The 15,150-nt window shown below is 32.4% G+C and carries 16 protein-coding genes; 7 read left to right on the forward strand and 9 right to left on the reverse strand.

The window, feature by feature from the left end; all coding sequences use genetic code 11:
* Positions 1–113: 113 nt before the first annotated feature.
* Positions 114–806, forward strand: coding sequence for a CPBP family intramembrane glutamic endopeptidase (locus V1468_RS15070; RefSeq protein ID WP_331811032.1), 693 nt, complete (start codon positions 114–116; stop codon positions 804–806).
* Between the two features lie 22 nt (positions 807–828).
* Here the strand turns inward: V1468_RS15070 and V1468_RS15075 are convergent, their stop codons facing one another.
* From V1468_RS15075 to recQ, 5 genes are all read right to left on the reverse strand, one after another.
* Positions 829–1,512 carry a hypothetical protein gene (locus V1468_RS15075; protein ID WP_331811033.1) on the reverse strand — a complete coding sequence of 228 codons (684 nt, stop codon included), beginning with the start codon at positions 1,510–1,512 and terminating at the stop codon, positions 829–831.
* Positions 1,513–1,663: 151 nt separating this feature from the next.
* A complete protein-coding gene (locus V1468_RS15080) occupies positions 1,664–2,053 on the reverse strand; it encodes a hypothetical protein (RefSeq protein WP_331811035.1) in 390 nt (129 codons plus the stop codon).
* 164 nt (positions 2,054–2,217) lie between these two features.
* Complete coding sequence (locus V1468_RS15085; RefSeq protein ID WP_331811036.1) at positions 2,218–3,093, reverse strand: retropepsin-like aspartic protease family protein; 876 nt, start codon at positions 3,091–3,093, stop codon at positions 2,218–2,220.
* 161 nt (positions 3,094–3,254) lie between these two features.
* On the reverse strand, positions 3,255–3,989 hold the full coding sequence (locus tag V1468_RS15090; protein WP_331811037.1) for a DKNYY domain-containing protein: 735 nt from the start codon (positions 3,987–3,989) through the stop codon (positions 3,255–3,257).
* A 96-nt stretch (positions 3,990–4,085) separates the two neighbouring features.
* Positions 4,086–6,287, reverse strand: a complete 2,202-nt coding sequence (gene recQ, locus V1468_RS15095; protein WP_331811038.1) for a DNA helicase RecQ — start codon at positions 6,285–6,287, stop codon at positions 4,086–4,088.
* A 217-nt stretch (positions 6,288–6,504) separates the two neighbouring features.
* On the opposite strand from recQ, the gene V1468_RS15100 reads away from it, so the two are divergent.
* The 4 genes from V1468_RS15100 (at position 6,505) to lptB (ending at position 9,448) form a co-directional block, all read left to right on the forward strand.
* Positions 6,505–7,470 carry a KpsF/GutQ family sugar-phosphate isomerase gene (locus V1468_RS15100; RefSeq protein WP_331811039.1) on the forward strand — a complete coding sequence of 322 codons (966 nt, stop codon included), beginning with the start codon at positions 6,505–6,507 and terminating at the stop codon, positions 7,468–7,470.
* The gene (tatC, locus tag V1468_RS15105; RefSeq protein ID WP_331811040.1) at positions 7,470–8,294 is read left to right on the forward strand and encodes a twin-arginine translocase subunit TatC; all 825 of its coding nucleotides are present in this window, start codon (positions 7,470–7,472) and stop codon (positions 8,292–8,294) included. Before V1468_RS15100 ends, tatC begins: the two co-directional genes overlap by 1 nt.
* Positions 8,287–8,634, forward strand: a complete 348-nt coding sequence (locus tag V1468_RS15110; protein ID WP_331811041.1) for a carboxymuconolactone decarboxylase family protein — start codon at positions 8,287–8,289, stop codon at positions 8,632–8,634. Before tatC ends, V1468_RS15110 begins: the two co-directional genes overlap by 8 nt.
* Before the next feature lie 73 nt (positions 8,635–8,707).
* The gene (lptB, locus tag V1468_RS15115; RefSeq protein ID WP_331811042.1) at positions 8,708–9,448 is read left to right on the forward strand and encodes an LPS export ABC transporter ATP-binding protein; all 741 of its coding nucleotides are present in this window, start codon (positions 8,708–8,710) and stop codon (positions 9,446–9,448) included.
* Position 9,449: 1 nt separating this feature from the next.
* Here lptB and V1468_RS15120 read toward each other — a convergent pair whose 3' ends face one another.
* The 3 genes from V1468_RS15120 to V1468_RS15130 are packed head-to-tail and all read right to left on the reverse strand — an operon-like array spanning position 9,450 to position 11,340.
* Positions 9,450–9,761: a hypothetical protein gene (locus tag V1468_RS15120; protein ID WP_331811043.1), complete on the reverse strand. Its 312-nt coding sequence runs from the start codon at positions 9,759–9,761 to the stop codon at positions 9,450–9,452.
* Positions 9,758–10,561, reverse strand: a complete 804-nt coding sequence (locus tag V1468_RS15125) for a TerC family protein (RefSeq protein ID WP_331811044.1) — start codon at positions 10,559–10,561, stop codon at positions 9,758–9,760. The genes V1468_RS15120 and V1468_RS15125 overlap by 4 nt, the downstream gene beginning before the upstream one ends.
* Before the next feature lie 20 nt (positions 10,562–10,581).
* The gene (locus V1468_RS15130) at positions 10,582–11,340 is read right to left on the reverse strand and encodes a CDP-alcohol phosphatidyltransferase family protein (RefSeq protein WP_331811045.1); all 759 of its coding nucleotides are present in this window, start codon (positions 11,338–11,340) and stop codon (positions 10,582–10,584) included.
* Positions 11,341–11,483: 143 nt separating this feature from the next.
* Between V1468_RS15130 and V1468_RS15135 the strand changes: the two genes are divergently transcribed.
* The gene (locus V1468_RS15135; protein WP_331811046.1) at positions 11,484–12,554 is read left to right on the forward strand and encodes a putative type IX sorting system protein PorV2; all 1,071 of its coding nucleotides are present in this window, start codon (positions 11,484–11,486) and stop codon (positions 12,552–12,554) included.
* Positions 12,555–12,567: 13 nt separating this feature from the next.
* Entirely contained in the window at positions 12,568–13,731 is a 1,164-nt protein-coding gene (locus V1468_RS15140; protein WP_331811047.1) for an Lnb N-terminal periplasmic domain-containing protein, read from the forward strand.
* A gap of 6 nt (positions 13,732–13,737) precedes the next feature.
* Here V1468_RS15140 and V1468_RS15145 read toward each other — a convergent pair whose 3' ends face one another.
* Complete coding sequence (locus tag V1468_RS15145) at positions 13,738–15,132, reverse strand: sugar transferase (protein WP_331811048.1); 1,395 nt, start codon at positions 15,130–15,132, stop codon at positions 13,738–13,740.
* Between the last annotated feature and the right edge of the window lie 18 nt (positions 15,133–15,150).

Raw genomic sequence — 15,150 nt, forward strand, 5'->3', positions numbered from 1 at the left:
AAATTAATGCTTTTAATTAGAAATTAGTATTGTACTTATTGAATTTTAAGCTTAAAACCTAACCTTTAGCTTATTAGATGTATATTAGAGCTTATCTTAATTTTTGAAAACGCATGCTAGGTGTCCTTGTTGTTTTTGCTATCTCATGGTTGCTCCTTTGGCTTATTGAAAGGGAGCATATAACCGTTTTAGGTATACTGTCTAACAGCAAACGCATGAAAGCGTTTTCTATTGGCATGATTGTAATGGCTGTGTTTTGCTTGATTAATTTGTTGGGACAGGCTTATTTTAAGGAATTTAATTACGTTCGAAATATAGATTATGGCATCAAGGAGAGCCTCAATGGTATCTGGTGGACGTTTAAGGCTGCTTTTTTTGAAGAACTTATTTTTAGAGGTGCATTACTCTATCTACTTATTAAACGTTTAGATATTAACTGGGCTTGTATTATTAGCGCTATTGCTTTTGGGATTTACCATTGGTTTAGTTATCAAATGTTTGGACGTGGCTTTATACCTATGGCATATGTATTTATATTGACTGGTGCTTCTGGATGGATGTTTGCTTATGCCTTTGCAAAAACCAAGTCTATATTAGTGCCTTTAGGCTTGCATTTTGGATGGATTGTGATTAGCATCGTTGTTCTTTCAGCTGGTCCGTTGGGAGACTCATTATATGTTGCTGATAGTAAAGGCGTTGATTTAAATGGCTGGGAACAGCTATTGTTTTTTCTGTTTCAGGCTTTAGTAGTTCCTGGAATTATTACATGGTATATCTTTAAGAATTATAAGAGAAGAGAGGTTTGAGTTAAAAAGACTTGGTTTTTGGCTAATATGATTTATTTAACTCTCCATTTTTGTTTTCAAATCGATAATCGATTTCCATAAAACTTATTTTTCCTTTTTCAAGCTTAGTTATCAGCTTTGGTGCTGATACAATTCCTTGAATTATTATAAAGCCGTTAAAATCTATTATTTTGTATTCGGATTCCCACTCTGAGTCTCTTTCCAGAGGTTTTACTTTTACTAGTCCATTTTTTTGATATGTAAACTGATATTCTTTAATGCCTTCAACAGACTCAATTAAAGGTTCTTCTTGTAGTGTTGACTTAAGTTTTTCTAAATCAATTTTATTGGATTGCAGGTCTAATTTGACGTAAGGCAACGTGTAGCCATTATATTGTATTGTTAAAGAATCTCTAGAATGTAAGGTAAGTGTTTCTTTATCGCTTAATTGATAAGTATTGCTATCGGAAGATTTTAGATTTAAAGTATCTCTGTAAACGAAAACTTTAGTTTCTCCTGTTTCCATGTTTAGCCTGTCTTGTGTTCTTAATCTGAAAAACTGGTCAGATTTTGAACTAAAGAGAAAGCTTTGAATTTTTGCTCGTTCAATAAAATTACCTAAAGAGTCATAAACCCCTTTGGTTCTCCATAACTTTTCTTCTTCGATTTTTTGCCCAAAGCTTAGAGTTGAAACCAATACGATTAATAATGTAAGTGTGTTTTTCATGCGTTAGCTTATGGTTTCTGTATGACTAAGCGTGTTAAAATCCTCGCTGACTTCAAATGTAGGTAATAATTTCTTTACTACTAATCCACTCGTTACAAACGACCGCTAGCGAATGGAGATTATTTATAAGGTTGTTGCAATAGTTTTTCTTTCAATATTTTGCATCAAAAGGATTTGTCAAAACCTTTTTCATTGTACTATAATCATCTTCTTTTCCGCCTTCAACTTTTATGAATAAAGTATCTTTAGTTTCGTTTAATTTGTATTTGTAATTTATCATTTTTTTCAAAATGGTATCTTTCAAACGCACATTTTTAAAGTAGATTTTTTCTTCGTCTATATTCCATTTTGAATTTGTGTGCATTTCTCCTCCCAGATATTCTGTTATTACCGAATCTTTGTAAAAAATCAAGACCACTTTGGAATGATGAGTTTCATATGATTCCCAAATTCCAATTAAATTCTCTTTACGCTCGTTTGTTTCACAAGCAATCAGCATTATGAATCCAATTATGAATATGAAGATTTTCGTGTGCTTCATTAAATTATTGCTAACGGTTTTGGCTATGGTTTCGTTGTTGAAAAATCCTCTCTGGCTTTCAGATTAGTTGATAATTTCCTTACTATTGTGTGCACGCGTTGCAAACGAGCGCTAGCTAGGGAATTCCACCGCAATGAGCTTATACACGTTATTACCAAACGTTTTTATTCTTTCTTATTAGGTAAATATGTCAAGATTTCAAAGAATGATTCTTGTTCAAAATCTTCAATCAAATCCAGCAGTTTTTTTGTGCTCACAGCGTACAAAAATCTTTTCGAAGAGTCATCCATGAAATAGTCAAACATAAAAGCAACTATTTCATATCCTGATTTGTACAACTCTTTAAGCCATAAACCATTTTTTTGTATAATCAATCTCGCTTGTTTAAAAGAATTAGTTTTACTTAATTCATCATAGTCTGAGAAAGTTAAATCAAAGTAATTGCCTTCAGGTTTATCAATTTCCACTAATGTATGAACACCGATATAGTTTTCCTCAAAGGAACATTTCACAACCATATTCTCGTCGCCATAGGATAGAGCTTTAATTAGTACTTGCTTTGCAACTAACACAGAGCTGTCTAATTTTTCTTCTTTTTGCGTGTATTCTTTGGGATAAATCTTTAAAGTCTCATTTTCAAATTCCACTTTTCCTAACTTGTTAAGTGCAGATAAACCAAGAAGAAGAGGTGCGTTTTGATTATAGACTATAGTCGCTTTAACATCATTTATTATAAAATCAGAAATTTGTATCTCCTTTAAATTTATTTCAGTGCCTTCTTCAACCTCTCCATTGGCAATTTGATATTCAACACTTTTCCCGATATCTTCTTTATCTAATAAACCTTGTTTTAAAAGAAATTTAGCTTCAGTTATAGAAATTGTTACATTGGTCGCACCAGTATCAAAAATAAATTCCATTGGAACTCCATTTACCTTACAAGGAATTTTATAAACTCCATTTTCCTTGTCAATTTTTATAATTGTTTGAGAAAATAAGTTTATTGAAAAAAGGATTAAAAATAAAGTGATATTTTTCATTTTGTTCAAATGTTTGGTAACGGTTTTGGCTATGGTTTCGTTACGGAATGGTACGAGGGTATCATTCCGCCGTAGCCATAAATTTAGCAAAAAGGCTTGAAATTCCGATTAGGAATTTCAGCCGTAATGAACTATAGCCGTTGTTGTGTGTAGTTATTTTTTTAAAATCCATTAATATTTCCAAATTTGTCTTTCAGAATGTTATTTTCGATCACGAATGTTTTTATGTCAATTGTGTCCTCAACTATCATTCCTTTTTCTTGAATAAAGACTTTTCTATTATTTGTTTCAAAATAATTTTTATCAAATTGATAAACGTATTTCTTGTCACTTGAAATTCCGTGACTGCCCTTGTAAACTCTTATGTTTTTGTAATCATTCGATGGGACTCTATAATTGTTATAAAAATAATGACATCCATCCTTACTCCATCTTCCTAAAACATTATCCTCATTTGGGAATACAAAACTAAAATTGTCGACAGAACAGACGTTCAGTGATTTAGTTTTGTAGAACACGTTTTGATGATTTTTTGAAAAATCATAATCTATGACTTTAAATTCTTTTGGGTTCGAATTTTCTATTGAATCCTTGTAGTAGTAGGCTCGTTTGGCATCAATTGCGAATCCTTTTTTTAGTATTTTAAATGTTTTCGGGTCAGCTCCTGGGATAATTTTATTTTCATAATAGACATTGAATTCATCCTTTCCATAAGTGTTTTCATCAGACTTAATTTCAGAAAAAGATTCTAAGTCGACATTTTCTAAAACTTTCTCATTCCAACCTCCTTGACCAAAACTCCAAAATCGATAATAAACTTTGTCCTCTCGTTTTTCATATTCTGAGCTACAAGAAAAAAAAATCAATATTATTAATATGGTGAACAGTTTTTTCATTATTACACACAACTGGTTATATGTGGATAAAAATTCCTCTTACCTCATAACAAATAAGAGATAAGAGGAATTATATTCTTTTACAAAATGATATGTTTAATTCGCTACTTCGCTAATAAACTTAATGCGGTAAAGACGTAATTCTTCATCGTCATAGTCGCCATCAAATTCTTCTATAGCATCAGAGATTTTATCGCTTTGAGAGTCCATAAAGTAGTCGTGGATTTCTTCTTGCTGGTCTTCATCTAATAAATCATCTAAATAGTAGCTAATATTTAGTTTAGTACCAGAATATACTATAGATTCCATTTCCTTAATAAATTCTGGCATTTCCATTCCTTTTGCAGAAGCAATATCGTCTAATGGTAGCTTTCTATCCACGTTTTGTATTATGTACAGCTTTAGCGCAGAGTTGGTTCCTGTAGATTTTACAACCATATCGTCTGGTCTCATAATATCATTTTCCTCTACATAATCTGCTATAAGGTTTACAAAGTCTTTACCATACTTTTTGGCTTTGCTTTCTCCTACTCCATGTACATTAGATAACTCTTCAATATTTACAGGATATTTTAATGCCATATCTTCCAGAGAAGGATCTTGGAAAATAACAAATGGTGGTACACCTAGCTTTTTAGCATTGCGTTTGCGTAAATCCTTAAGCATGGTCATAAGCTGCTCGTCTGCTACTGCTCCACCTCCTTTAGTATTGGTAATAATATTATCGCTAGACTCATCATCGTATACATGGTCTTCTGCCATCATAAACGATTGTGGATTTTTTATGAAGTCTTTCCCAGTGTCGCTTAATCTCAGCACACCATATGTTTCTATATCTTTCTTTAAAAGCCCGGCAACAATAACCTGACGTATCAAAGCCATCCAAAAACGGCTTTCCTTGCCTTTTCCAACACCAAAAAATGGTTGCGAATCTGTTTTGTGCGATGCTATTAAGGCATTAGACTTTCCAACAATAACCTGTACCAAATCTTTGGCCTTATATTTTTCGTTGGTTTTATCTACGGTATCTAAAAGTATCTTTACATCGTCTTGAGCTTCTACCTGCTTTTTAGGGTTACGAACATTATCGTCCATATCTCCTCCTTCTCCTGTTTCATTATCAAACTCTTCACCAAAATAATGCAGTATAAATTTACGTCTAGACATTGATGTTTCTGCAAAGGCTACAACCTCTTGCAACAAGGCATGGCCAATTTCTTGCTCTGCCACAGGTTTGCCAGACATAAACTTTTCTAATTTTTCTATGTCTTTGTATGCATAGTAAGCTAAACAATGTCCTTCGCCTCCATCTCTACCTGCTCTACCAGTTTCTTGATAATAGCTTTCTATACTCTTTGGAATATCATGATGAATTACAAAGCGCACATCTGGTTTGTCTATACCCATACCAAAAGCTATGGTTGCCACAACCACATCTGTATCTTCCATTAAGAACATATCCTGATGTTTTACTCTGGTTTTGGCATCTAAACCTGCGTGATAAGGCACAGCTTTAATTCCGTTAACCTGAAGCACCTGCGCTAACTCTTCTACACGTTTTCTACTCAAACAGTAAACGATACCTGATTTACCTTCGTTTTGCTTTATAAAGCGTATGATATCGGCATCTACATTTTTTGTTTTTGGGCGAACTTCGTAAAACAGATTTGGTCTGTTGAACGACGCTTTAAAAGTTACAGCATCTGTCATCCCTAAACTTTTCAGGATATCTTCTTGTACTTTTGGTGTTGCTGTTGCTGTAAGTCCAACAATAGGAATATCATCACCAATCCGTTTTATAATATGCCTTAAATTTCGGTATTCTGGTCTAAAATCGTGTCCCCATTCACTAATACAGTGTGCTTCGTCCACAGCCATAAATGAGATTTTCTGAGTCTTCAAAAAATCTACATACTCTTCTTTAGTTAACGATTCTGGTGCTACATATAATAGTTTGGTAACACCGTTAATTATGTCATCTTTTACACGCTTTACTTCTGTTTTATTCAATGACGAATTTAAAACGTGTGCTACACCTTCATTCTCTGACACTGCTCTTATGGCATCTACCTGGTTTTTCATTAATGCAATAAGTGGAGATACCACAATTGCTGTTCCGTCTTTAATTAAAGCTGGTAGTTGATAACAGAGTGATTTTCCGCCACCTGTTGGCATAATAACAAACGTGTTATTACCTTCTACTACATTTTTAATAACTTCTTCTTGTAGACCCTTAAACCCAGAAAAACCAAAGTATTTTTTTAGTGAGGAGTGTAAGTCAATTTCTGCAATACTCATTAATCCCTTTTCGTATTTATTTCTTCTTTTATAATGCTAAAGTAATCTACAAATATAATATGTAGAACTTAGCCTTGCATCTATAATTACTCTGTTTAGTACTTGTAATTTTTTCATAGCGATTTGGGAATATTTGAATGAAAAAATTCACGTACTTTTGCATAACCTTAAAGATAAGAAAATCTTTAAATCTAAAAAACACAATAAAAAATTAGTTTTGAACACTGTTTCATCGATATTAAACACCGCGAAAAGTACCATAGAATTAGAAAGCAATGCCATTAGAAATCTGTCTGATTTGCTTACAGATGATTTTGCTAATGCTGTAGAACTCATCTATAATTCTAAAGGAAGGGTTATTATTACAGGTGTTGGTAAAAGTGCCATTATTGCCAACAAGATTGTTGCTACTTTAAACTCTACTGGTACACCAGCTGTATTTATGCATGCTGCAGATGCTATACATGGCGATTTGGGCTTAATTTTAGAAGATGATGTTGTAATTTGTATTTCTAAAAGTGGAAACACACCAGAAATTAAAGTTTTGGTGCCACTTATAAAAAATGCAAAAAACAAAATGATTGCAATTACTGGCAACAAAGATTCGTTTTTAGGACAGCAATCAGATTTTGTTTTAAATGCTTACGTAGAGCAAGAGGCTTGCCCAAATAATTTAGCACCAACCACAAGTACTACAGCTCAACTTGTAATGGGAGATGCATTAGCAATTTGCTTGTTAGAATTAAGAGGATTTTCTAGCAAGGATTTTGCAAAATATCATCCAGGTGGAGCTTTAGGTAAACGCTTATATTTAAGAGTAAATGATTTATCGTCTCAAAATCAAAAGCCAGAAGTAACTTTGGATGCCAGCTTAAAGGAAGTGATTGTAGAAATTACTGAAAAAATGCTAGGTGTAACTGCGGTTATAGAAAATGACAAGATTGTTGGCATCATTACAGATGGTGATTTGCGTAGAATGCTAAGTAAGAGTGATGATATTGCCAATCTTACAGCAAAAGACATAATGAGTACTAGCCCAAGATGCATTAATGAAGATGCTATGGCTGTAGATGCTAAAGAACTTATGGAACAATTTGGCATTTCACAATTATTAGTTGAGCATAATGGTAAATACGCAGGAGTTGTTCATTTACATGATTTAATAAAAGAAGGCATTATATAATGACGAAGAAGAGTGTAGACGAAATGTCTTTTTTAGACCATCTTGAAGATTTAAGATGGCATTTAATCAGAGCAACATTAGCTGTTGTAATAGCTGCTGCCCTTGCCTTTGTTTTCAAAACATTTATTTTTGATGTCGTTATTTTTGGGCCAACTCTAATGAGTTTCCCTACTTATGAAGGTCTATGTAAAATGTCTCAATTTTTAGGTATTGAGGACACTACTTTTTGTGCTGATAAATTTCCATTTATTATTCAAAACAGAACTGTTGCTGGGCAGTTTTCTGCTCATATATGGACATCAATTTATGCTGGTTTTATAGTAGCTTTCCCATACGTACTATACCAGTTATGGAGTTTTATTAGTCCTGGATTAAATCCTAATGAGCGTAAAAATTCCAGAGGATTTATCATAATTGCATCATTATTATTTTTCCTTGGTGTATTATTCGGGTATTATATTATAACACCTTTATCCATCAACTTTTTGGCTAACTATCAAATTAGCGAACAAATTTCTAATGAGTTTGATATAAGTTCTGTCATTGCCATTGTTAGATCTTCGTCCCTAGCATCTGGCTTTGTGTTTGAGCTGCCAATAATTATCTACTTTTTAACAAAAGTTGGTTTAGTAACACCTCAATTTTTAAAAAAATACAGAAAGTACGCTTTAGTAATCGTACTTATATTATCTGCTATAATAACACCACCAGACGTTGCTAGTCAGGTTATTGTAGCTATACCAATTTTAATACTATATCAAGTTAGTATTTACATTTCTTATATAGTAGTAAAAAATCAAAATAGAAAAAGAAAACATGTCTGATATCGTAAAAGAATTTAATGAGTATCGTTCTAAGATGAACGATAAAATCCTTTCGGATAATAATAAAATTGTAAAGCGTATTTTTAATCTAGACACCAATGCTTTTGCTGAAGGTGCTTTAGATAAAAAGACAAAAGAATTGCTTGGCTTAGTAGCTTCAACAGTACTTCGTTGTGATGATTGCGTGAAATATCATTTAGAGTCTTCTTATAAAGAAGGCTTAACAAAAGCTGAAGTTAGTGAAGCGCTAGGCATTGCTACACTTATTGGTGGAACTATTGTGATTCCGCATTTAAGAAGAGCTCACGAATACTGGGAAGCTCTTGAAAATCAAGGTTAAACTTTTTATAAATATTAGCTACTAATAAGCGGTTCTATATGAATTTATTATTTTTAGCGTTCTTAGTTATAGTATGAAGTTACGTGCAGAAAATTTAATGAAGTCCTACAGCGGACGAAAAGTTGTAAAAGACGTTTCTCTTGAAGTCAATCAAGGAGAAATTGTAGGTTTACTTGGCCCTAATGGTGCTGGTAAAACAACTTCATTCTATATGATTGTTGGAATTATAAAACCTAATGGTGGAAATATTTATTTAGATAATACCGACATTACAAAATTCCCAATGTATAAACGTGCACAAAATGGTATTGGGTATTTAGCACAAGAAGCTTCAGTTTTTAGAAAGTTAAGTATTGAGGATAATATTTTGAGTGTATTACAATACACAAAATTGAGTAAAAAAGAACAGCACGATAAAATGGAATCGCTTATAGAAGAGTTTGGTTTGGGACATATTAGAACCAATCGTGGCGACTTACTTTCTGGTGGCGAGCGTCGTCGTACAGAAATTGCTCGTGCACTTGCTACAGACCCTAACTTTATACTATTAGATGAGCCTTTTGCAGGTGTAGATCCTGTTGCTGTAGAAGATATTCAGCGAATTGTTGCCAAGCTCACCAAAAAGAACATTGGTATACTTATTACAGACCATAACGTACAAGAAACTCTTGCAATTACAGATAGAACTTACCTGATGTTTGAAGGTGGCATTCTTAAAGCTGGTAAACCTGAAGAACTAGCCAGTGATGAAATGGTGCGTAAAGTTTATCTAGGACAGAATTTTGAGCTACGTAAAAAGAAGCTAGAATTTTAATCTAAGCCAGTTTCTTTATCTTTCTTCTTACCCTTTTTATGCCTAAAATCAATAAATAGATTACTGCCGATTGTATAAATAAATTTACTAACCAATACACTGCTCTTACATACAGGCTTTCGTTAACATAAAAGGGTAAACTCCTATGAATACCACTTATAGGCAAACTAAAAATTGCAATTATTGGATTGGTAACTGCAGTTAAATCACTTTTACTTTTTGTTAATTGTACATCTAAAAAGACAATTAAAAATTGAATCACCATTAGTGCGAAAAAAATGATGAGAAACGGTCTAAGCTTTAGTTTTTTCATTTTTTTGTGATTTCTTGATTTATTAATTTTTTCTGATAACGTCCTTGTACAATATCTACCACTACCAATACAGCTATAACAAAATAGAATGTTGTTTTGCTCATTGGTACTATCTCATTTCCAAATATTTTAAGATGCGCTAAATGCCCTCCTTCTGTAACTAACATAATACCAACGATAAATAAAATAAATAATCCTAATACCTCATACATTCTGTTTTTAGATAAAAACGAAGAGATCTTGTTAGCAAAAACTAACATTAACAGACCACTTAATACAATAGCTATAGCCATAACAATAAAAGCTGTTGTTGAATTTTCAATTTCGCGTGTTAAACCAATAGCTGCTAATATGGAATCAAAAGAGAAAACCAAATTCATAATAACTATACTCACTACGACAGCATTGGCTGATTTAGAACCCTTACCTGACACCATTTGATCTACTGTAAGATCTTGCGTAGAAATCATATGCCAAATCTCTTTAATTGCCGTGTAAATAATAAAGCCCCCACCAACTAAAACTATTAGACTATGGCCATTAAACGCAAAATCTATAACGTCTTCTACATGACCTGTTAAAAATGAAAATGGCTCCTGAAAATATTTTATTAAAGACACCAATGCAAACAACAGCACAATTCTTAATACAATAGCTATCAATATACCAACTTTTCGTACTCGTTTTTGCTCGCTAACAGGTGCTTTTTTAGACTCTAATGAAATATACAATAGATTATCAAATCCTAGTACTGCCTGAAGCATTACTAGCATTAAAAGGGTAAAAATAACTTGGGCCATTTTTTATTATGTTGTGTTTATTAGTTTATGTTCTTTTTATCAATTAAGGACAAAATAATATAGAGAATAATTATGACAGGTATTGCTGCAAAGTGCAGTACCACTAGCATCACCAAACTTATAATTAAAAAGATATATCGCATTGCGTTGTTCTTAAAACTCCAGTCTTTAAACTTTAACGCAAATAATTTTATATTAGAATTTAAAAGGTAGCAACTTATTAGTGTCAATACTATTAAAAACCATTTATTAATAATAATGGAATTGATAATATCATTATTCTGATACTCTAAAATAAGTGGTAATGATAAAATAAGTAAGGTATTTGCTGGCACTGGCAAACCTTTAAAATAAGTTTGCTGATCTTCGTCTAAATTAAACTTTGCTAACCTATAAGCTGATGCCAATGGAATTAAAAGTCCTATTAAAGGCAGCACAGACATTTTAAAACCTTGCCAATGAAAAACAGAGTTCCAGCTATCAGAATATGATGCATAATCAGGACTATCGATAGTAAGAGATATTAGCTTAAACATAATAACACCAGGTACTACTCCACTTGTTACCAAATCGGCTAATGAATCTAACTGAATACCCAAAGGACTTTGTACATTGAGCTTTCTTGCCAAAAGACCATCAAAGAAATCAAAAAAGATACCTAGAAACACAAAAAAAGCAGCCACAATAAAATTACCGTGTACTGCAAATATTAAAGCAATACATCCTGAAAATAAATTTAGAAGTGTAACTATATTAGGAATGTGTCGCTTAAAACTCATGAATATAATTTTTGTAAAAATATAAAAGTATTTGAGCTTAGCTTATTATTTTTTTCAAATTGTAAGTAATACAAAACAATAAGAAGGTCTTTTTAAAGTTAAATACATAGAAAAATTGTGCATATTTGTAAAAAATTTTGCTGTTGAAAAATTACATCGTAATTCTCTTAACACTTATAACCGCTATAGCTTCAGCACAATCTACCAGAAAATATTCTAATGAATTTATGAATATTGGTGTAGATGCTGCTGCCCTAGGAATGAGTAATGCAGTGGTCTCGCAAACTGCAGATGTTAATTCTGGATACTGGAATCCGGCTGGATTAGTGCATCTTGAAGACAACCAACTCGCATTAATGCACTCTAGTTATTTTGCCAATATTGCTAACTACAACTATATTGGTTATGCTATGCCATTAGATAATCGGAGTGCTGTTGGTGTTTCTCTTATAAGGTTTGGTGTAGATGATATTTTGGACACCACACAATTAATTGATGATGAAGGTAACATCAACTACGATAGAATTAGCACCTTTTCTACAGCAGATTACGGGTTAACATTTTCTTATGCCAGAAAGTTACCTTTAGATGGATTGAATTTTGGAGTAAATGCTAAAGTAATTCGTAGAATTATTGGCGACTTTGCCTCGTCTTGGGGATTTGGTTTAGATGCTGGCATTCAGTTTGAAAATAATTCTGGTTGGAAGTTTGGAATCATGGCAAGAGACATAACAACTACCTACAACGCTTGGTCTATTGACGAAGAAAAGTTTGAACAAATTAGTGGTGCTGTTGATGGACAAAACCAAGAATTACCAGAAACTACTGAGATTACCATTCCTAAGTTAGAGATTGGTATGTCTAAAAAATGGATTTTCAACTATGATTATTCTTTATTAGCAGCTGCAAATCTTAACGTTCGTTTTGAAGAAAACAATGATATCTTTTCTACGTCTTTTGCAAGTATAAATCCTGCTTTAGGGTTTGAGTTTGGATATACCGATTTAGTGTTTCTACGTGGTGGTGCTGGTAATTTTCAGAATGAAAGACAAATTGACGATTCTGAGAACTTAACGTTTCAACCAAATTTTGGAGTTGGTTTTAAATATAAAGGTATTCAAATTGACTATGCTTTTACAGATATTGGAGACCAAAGTGCCGCACTATATTCTAATGTATTCTCTTTAAAAATAGATTTTAGTATTTTTAGATAGTTAACCCTATACAATGAAAATAAAACTATCGCTTTTAGCATTCCTTTTTGTTAGTGTTTCGTTTGCATTTCAATTTCAATTATCTCAAAATGCAGAAGCTTCTGTTTTAACCTTTGGGCCTGGCAATTCTCTTAATGACGCTTTCGGTCACAATGCTTTTAGAATAAAAGATGAAACCAAGGGTATTGACATTGTGTATGGTTACGGTCAGTATGATTTTGATGCACCTTTTTTTGTACTAAAATTTGCAAGAGGAAAACTAAACTACCTTATAAGCAGGCATTTTTATTCTGATATTTTCAATTATTATTCTCGAGAAAACAGAACAATAAAAGAACAGGTTTTAAATCTATCTACAGCGCAAAAACAACAGCTCTTTAACTATTTAGAAAACAACTATAAACCTGAAAACAGAAAATATCTCTACGACTTTTTCTACGACAATTGTGCTACAAAAATTAGAGATGTGCTTTCTACTGTAACTAACAACTCTATAACTTTTGAAAAACCAGAAAGTTTTGAGCCAAAAACCTTTAGAACACTTATTTACGAACATGTTAACAAAAATTCTTGGGGAAGCTTTGGGATAGATATTGCACTTGGCTCTGTAGTAGATAGACAAGCTTCTGCTAAAGATTTTATGTTTTTACCAAAGTATATACATGCCTTTTTTGAAGTTTCTAGAATTAATGGAAATGAAGATTTAGTAAAGTCTTCAAAGGTATTATATGAGAGAAAGACTGATAATTCTTCTTCAGGCTTTATTTTTAGTCCTTTGGTAATTTTAGGATTGCTTTCTGTTGTTATTCTATTTATTACTTACAAAGACTTTAAAGCGCAAAAGCGATCTAAGTGGTTAGATGTTACCTTATTTTCTTTAACTGGTATTATTGGTGTTCTTTTATTGCTCTTATGGTTTGGCACTGATCATACAGCCACTTGGCAAAACTACAATTTGCTATGGGCTTGTCCGCTCAATATTTTAGCAATAAGACAATTACTAAAAAATGATGTTAAAAACTGGGTAAAAAGCTATCTGAAATTTTTAATTATAATGCTCTGCCTTATGACTTTGCACTGGCTTATTGGTGTACAAGTTTTTGCAATTGCTTTAATACCTCTACTTATAGCACTGGTAATACGATATATTTACTTAGTAAAATCTTTTAATAGCTAAAAACAGCTACTGACCTCTGTAGTATAAAATTGTACTAAGCGTTTTTATGGCAATATTGAAGTCTAAGAACACGCTTCTATGTTTTATGTAATACAAATCGTATTGCAGCTTTATAAGACTGTCGTCTATAGAAGAACCATACCTTGTTTTAACCTGAGCCCAACCAGTTAGACCTGGTTTAATAATATGCCTGGTTTCATAAAACGGAATAATCCTTGCCAATTCATTAACAAAGAATGGTCGTTCTGGTCTTGGACCAATAACACTCATATCTCCTTTAAGGACATTATAAAATTGAGGCACTTCATCTAATCGCGATCTTCTTAAAAACATACCGAATTTTGTAATTCGTTTGTCGTTCTTTTTTGCCCACTTTACTCCATCTTCCTCAGCATTTACAATCATTGTTCTTAGTTTTATAATCTGAAAGGGTTTTCCATTTCTACCAATACGCTCTTGTGTGTAGAACAATGGACCTTTGTTTCCAAACATATTTCCTAATATGATAAATGGTAGAATTAAAGCACCAACGGCTAAACCTATAACAGCAAAAAACACATCAAAAGTTCTTTGAAAAAAGATATAAAGCTTATTCTCATTGCTTCTACTAAAAGGAAAATATTTGTAGAAATCTTTACCTACAAATTGAATTGGCACTCTATGAAGCAACTCTTCATAAACTTGCGTGTACTCTCTTATTTTAAACCCTCGCTCTAATAACATCATAAGATTATGATACACCTCTGCTATTATAGCTTCAGAGTTAAAACTAGCTACCAAAACCTCTGATATTCGTTCTTTTTCAATGACATTTAAAAAATCGGTAGATTGAAATTCTTTTAAACCCTTAAATTTTACAGAATCTGTACCAGTTGCTTCACTATTTATAAAACCAACAATTTTATAGTTAGGATCAGATGTGTTAAGCGCTCTTACTAACCCATCTATATTTGATATTTCGCCAACTAACAGAACACGCTTGTAAAATCTTGGAGATTCAATGAGATTTATATAAAACAACCTCCATAATAAAATAGATACAATTATCGCAAAGTAAACATAAACTATCTGAATACGTTCTTCTGGCAAATATGGTGATAAAAAAGGGGTTAACAGATAGAAAAGTACTACTGTAGATGTTGTAATTACAATGTTCCTAAAAGTTGAGTCTAACTTACTGGCTTTCTGTAAATCATAAAGCTCAAAAATAGTTCCGAAAATTATAATATATACAGCTAATAAGGCAAGAGCTATACCATTTGACATTTCGAATTGGATATAGTCAAATTTTGGATATAAATTTAAAAAGTAAATTGCCAAAAAAACCATGACTATGTCCATGATTCTTAGAAGAATCTTTCTTTCTGAAACTTCAAAGTGGATACCTTTTTTCTTTGTCATTGTTGGTTTAGCTAGCGT

The sequence above is a fragment of the Winogradskyella poriferorum genome (assembly GCF_036553625.1).
Taxonomy (GTDB): Bacteria; Bacteroidota; Bacteroidia; order Flavobacteriales; family Flavobacteriaceae; genus Winogradskyella; species Winogradskyella poriferorum.

Bases quoted from the DNA above. Each gene is read 5' to 3' on its own strand.
- V1468_RS15120 (WP_331811043.1), bottom strand. From the start codon at position 9,761: ATGAAAAAACTAAAGCTTAGACCGTTTCTCATCATTTTTTTCGCACTA.
- V1468_RS15070 (WP_331811032.1), top strand. From the start codon at position 114: ATGCTAGGTGTCCTTGTTGTTTTTGCTATCTCATGGTTGCTCCTTTGG.
- V1468_RS15090 (WP_331811037.1), bottom strand. From the start codon at position 3,989: ATGAAAAAACTGTTCACCATATTAATAATATTGATTTTTTTTTCTTGT.
- V1468_RS15140 (WP_331811047.1), top strand. From the start codon at position 12,568: ATGAAAATAAAACTATCGCTTTTAGCATTCCTTTTTGTTAGTGTTTCG.
- V1468_RS15110 (WP_331811041.1), top strand. From the start codon at position 8,287: ATGTCTGATATCGTAAAAGAATTTAATGAGTATCGTTCTAAGATGAAC.
- V1468_RS15080 (WP_331811035.1), bottom strand. From the start codon at position 2,053: ATGAAGCACACGAAAATCTTCATATTCATAATTGGATTCATAATGCTG.
- V1468_RS15145 (WP_331811048.1), bottom strand. From the start codon at position 15,132: ATGACAAAGAAAAAAGGTATCCACTTTGAAGTTTCAGAAAGAAAGATT.
- recQ (WP_331811038.1), bottom strand. From the start codon at position 6,287: ATGAGTATTGCAGAAATTGACTTACACTCCTCACTAAAAAAATACTTT.
- lptB (WP_331811042.1), top strand. From the start codon at position 8,708: ATGAAGTTACGTGCAGAAAATTTAATGAAGTCCTACAGCGGACGAAAA.
- V1468_RS15075 (WP_331811033.1), bottom strand. From the start codon at position 1,512: ATGAAAAACACACTTACATTATTAATCGTATTGGTTTCAACTCTAAGC.
- tatC (WP_331811040.1), top strand. From the start codon at position 7,470: ATGACGAAGAAGAGTGTAGACGAAATGTCTTTTTTAGACCATCTTGAA.
- V1468_RS15085 (WP_331811036.1), bottom strand. From the start codon at position 3,093: ATGAAAAATATCACTTTATTTTTAATCCTTTTTTCAATAAACTTATTT.
- V1468_RS15130 (WP_331811045.1), bottom strand. From the start codon at position 11,340: ATGAGTTTTAAGCGACACATTCCTAATATAGTTACACTTCTAAATTTA.
- V1468_RS15125 (WP_331811044.1), bottom strand. From the start codon at position 10,561: ATGGCCCAAGTTATTTTTACCCTTTTAATGCTAGTAATGCTTCAGGCA.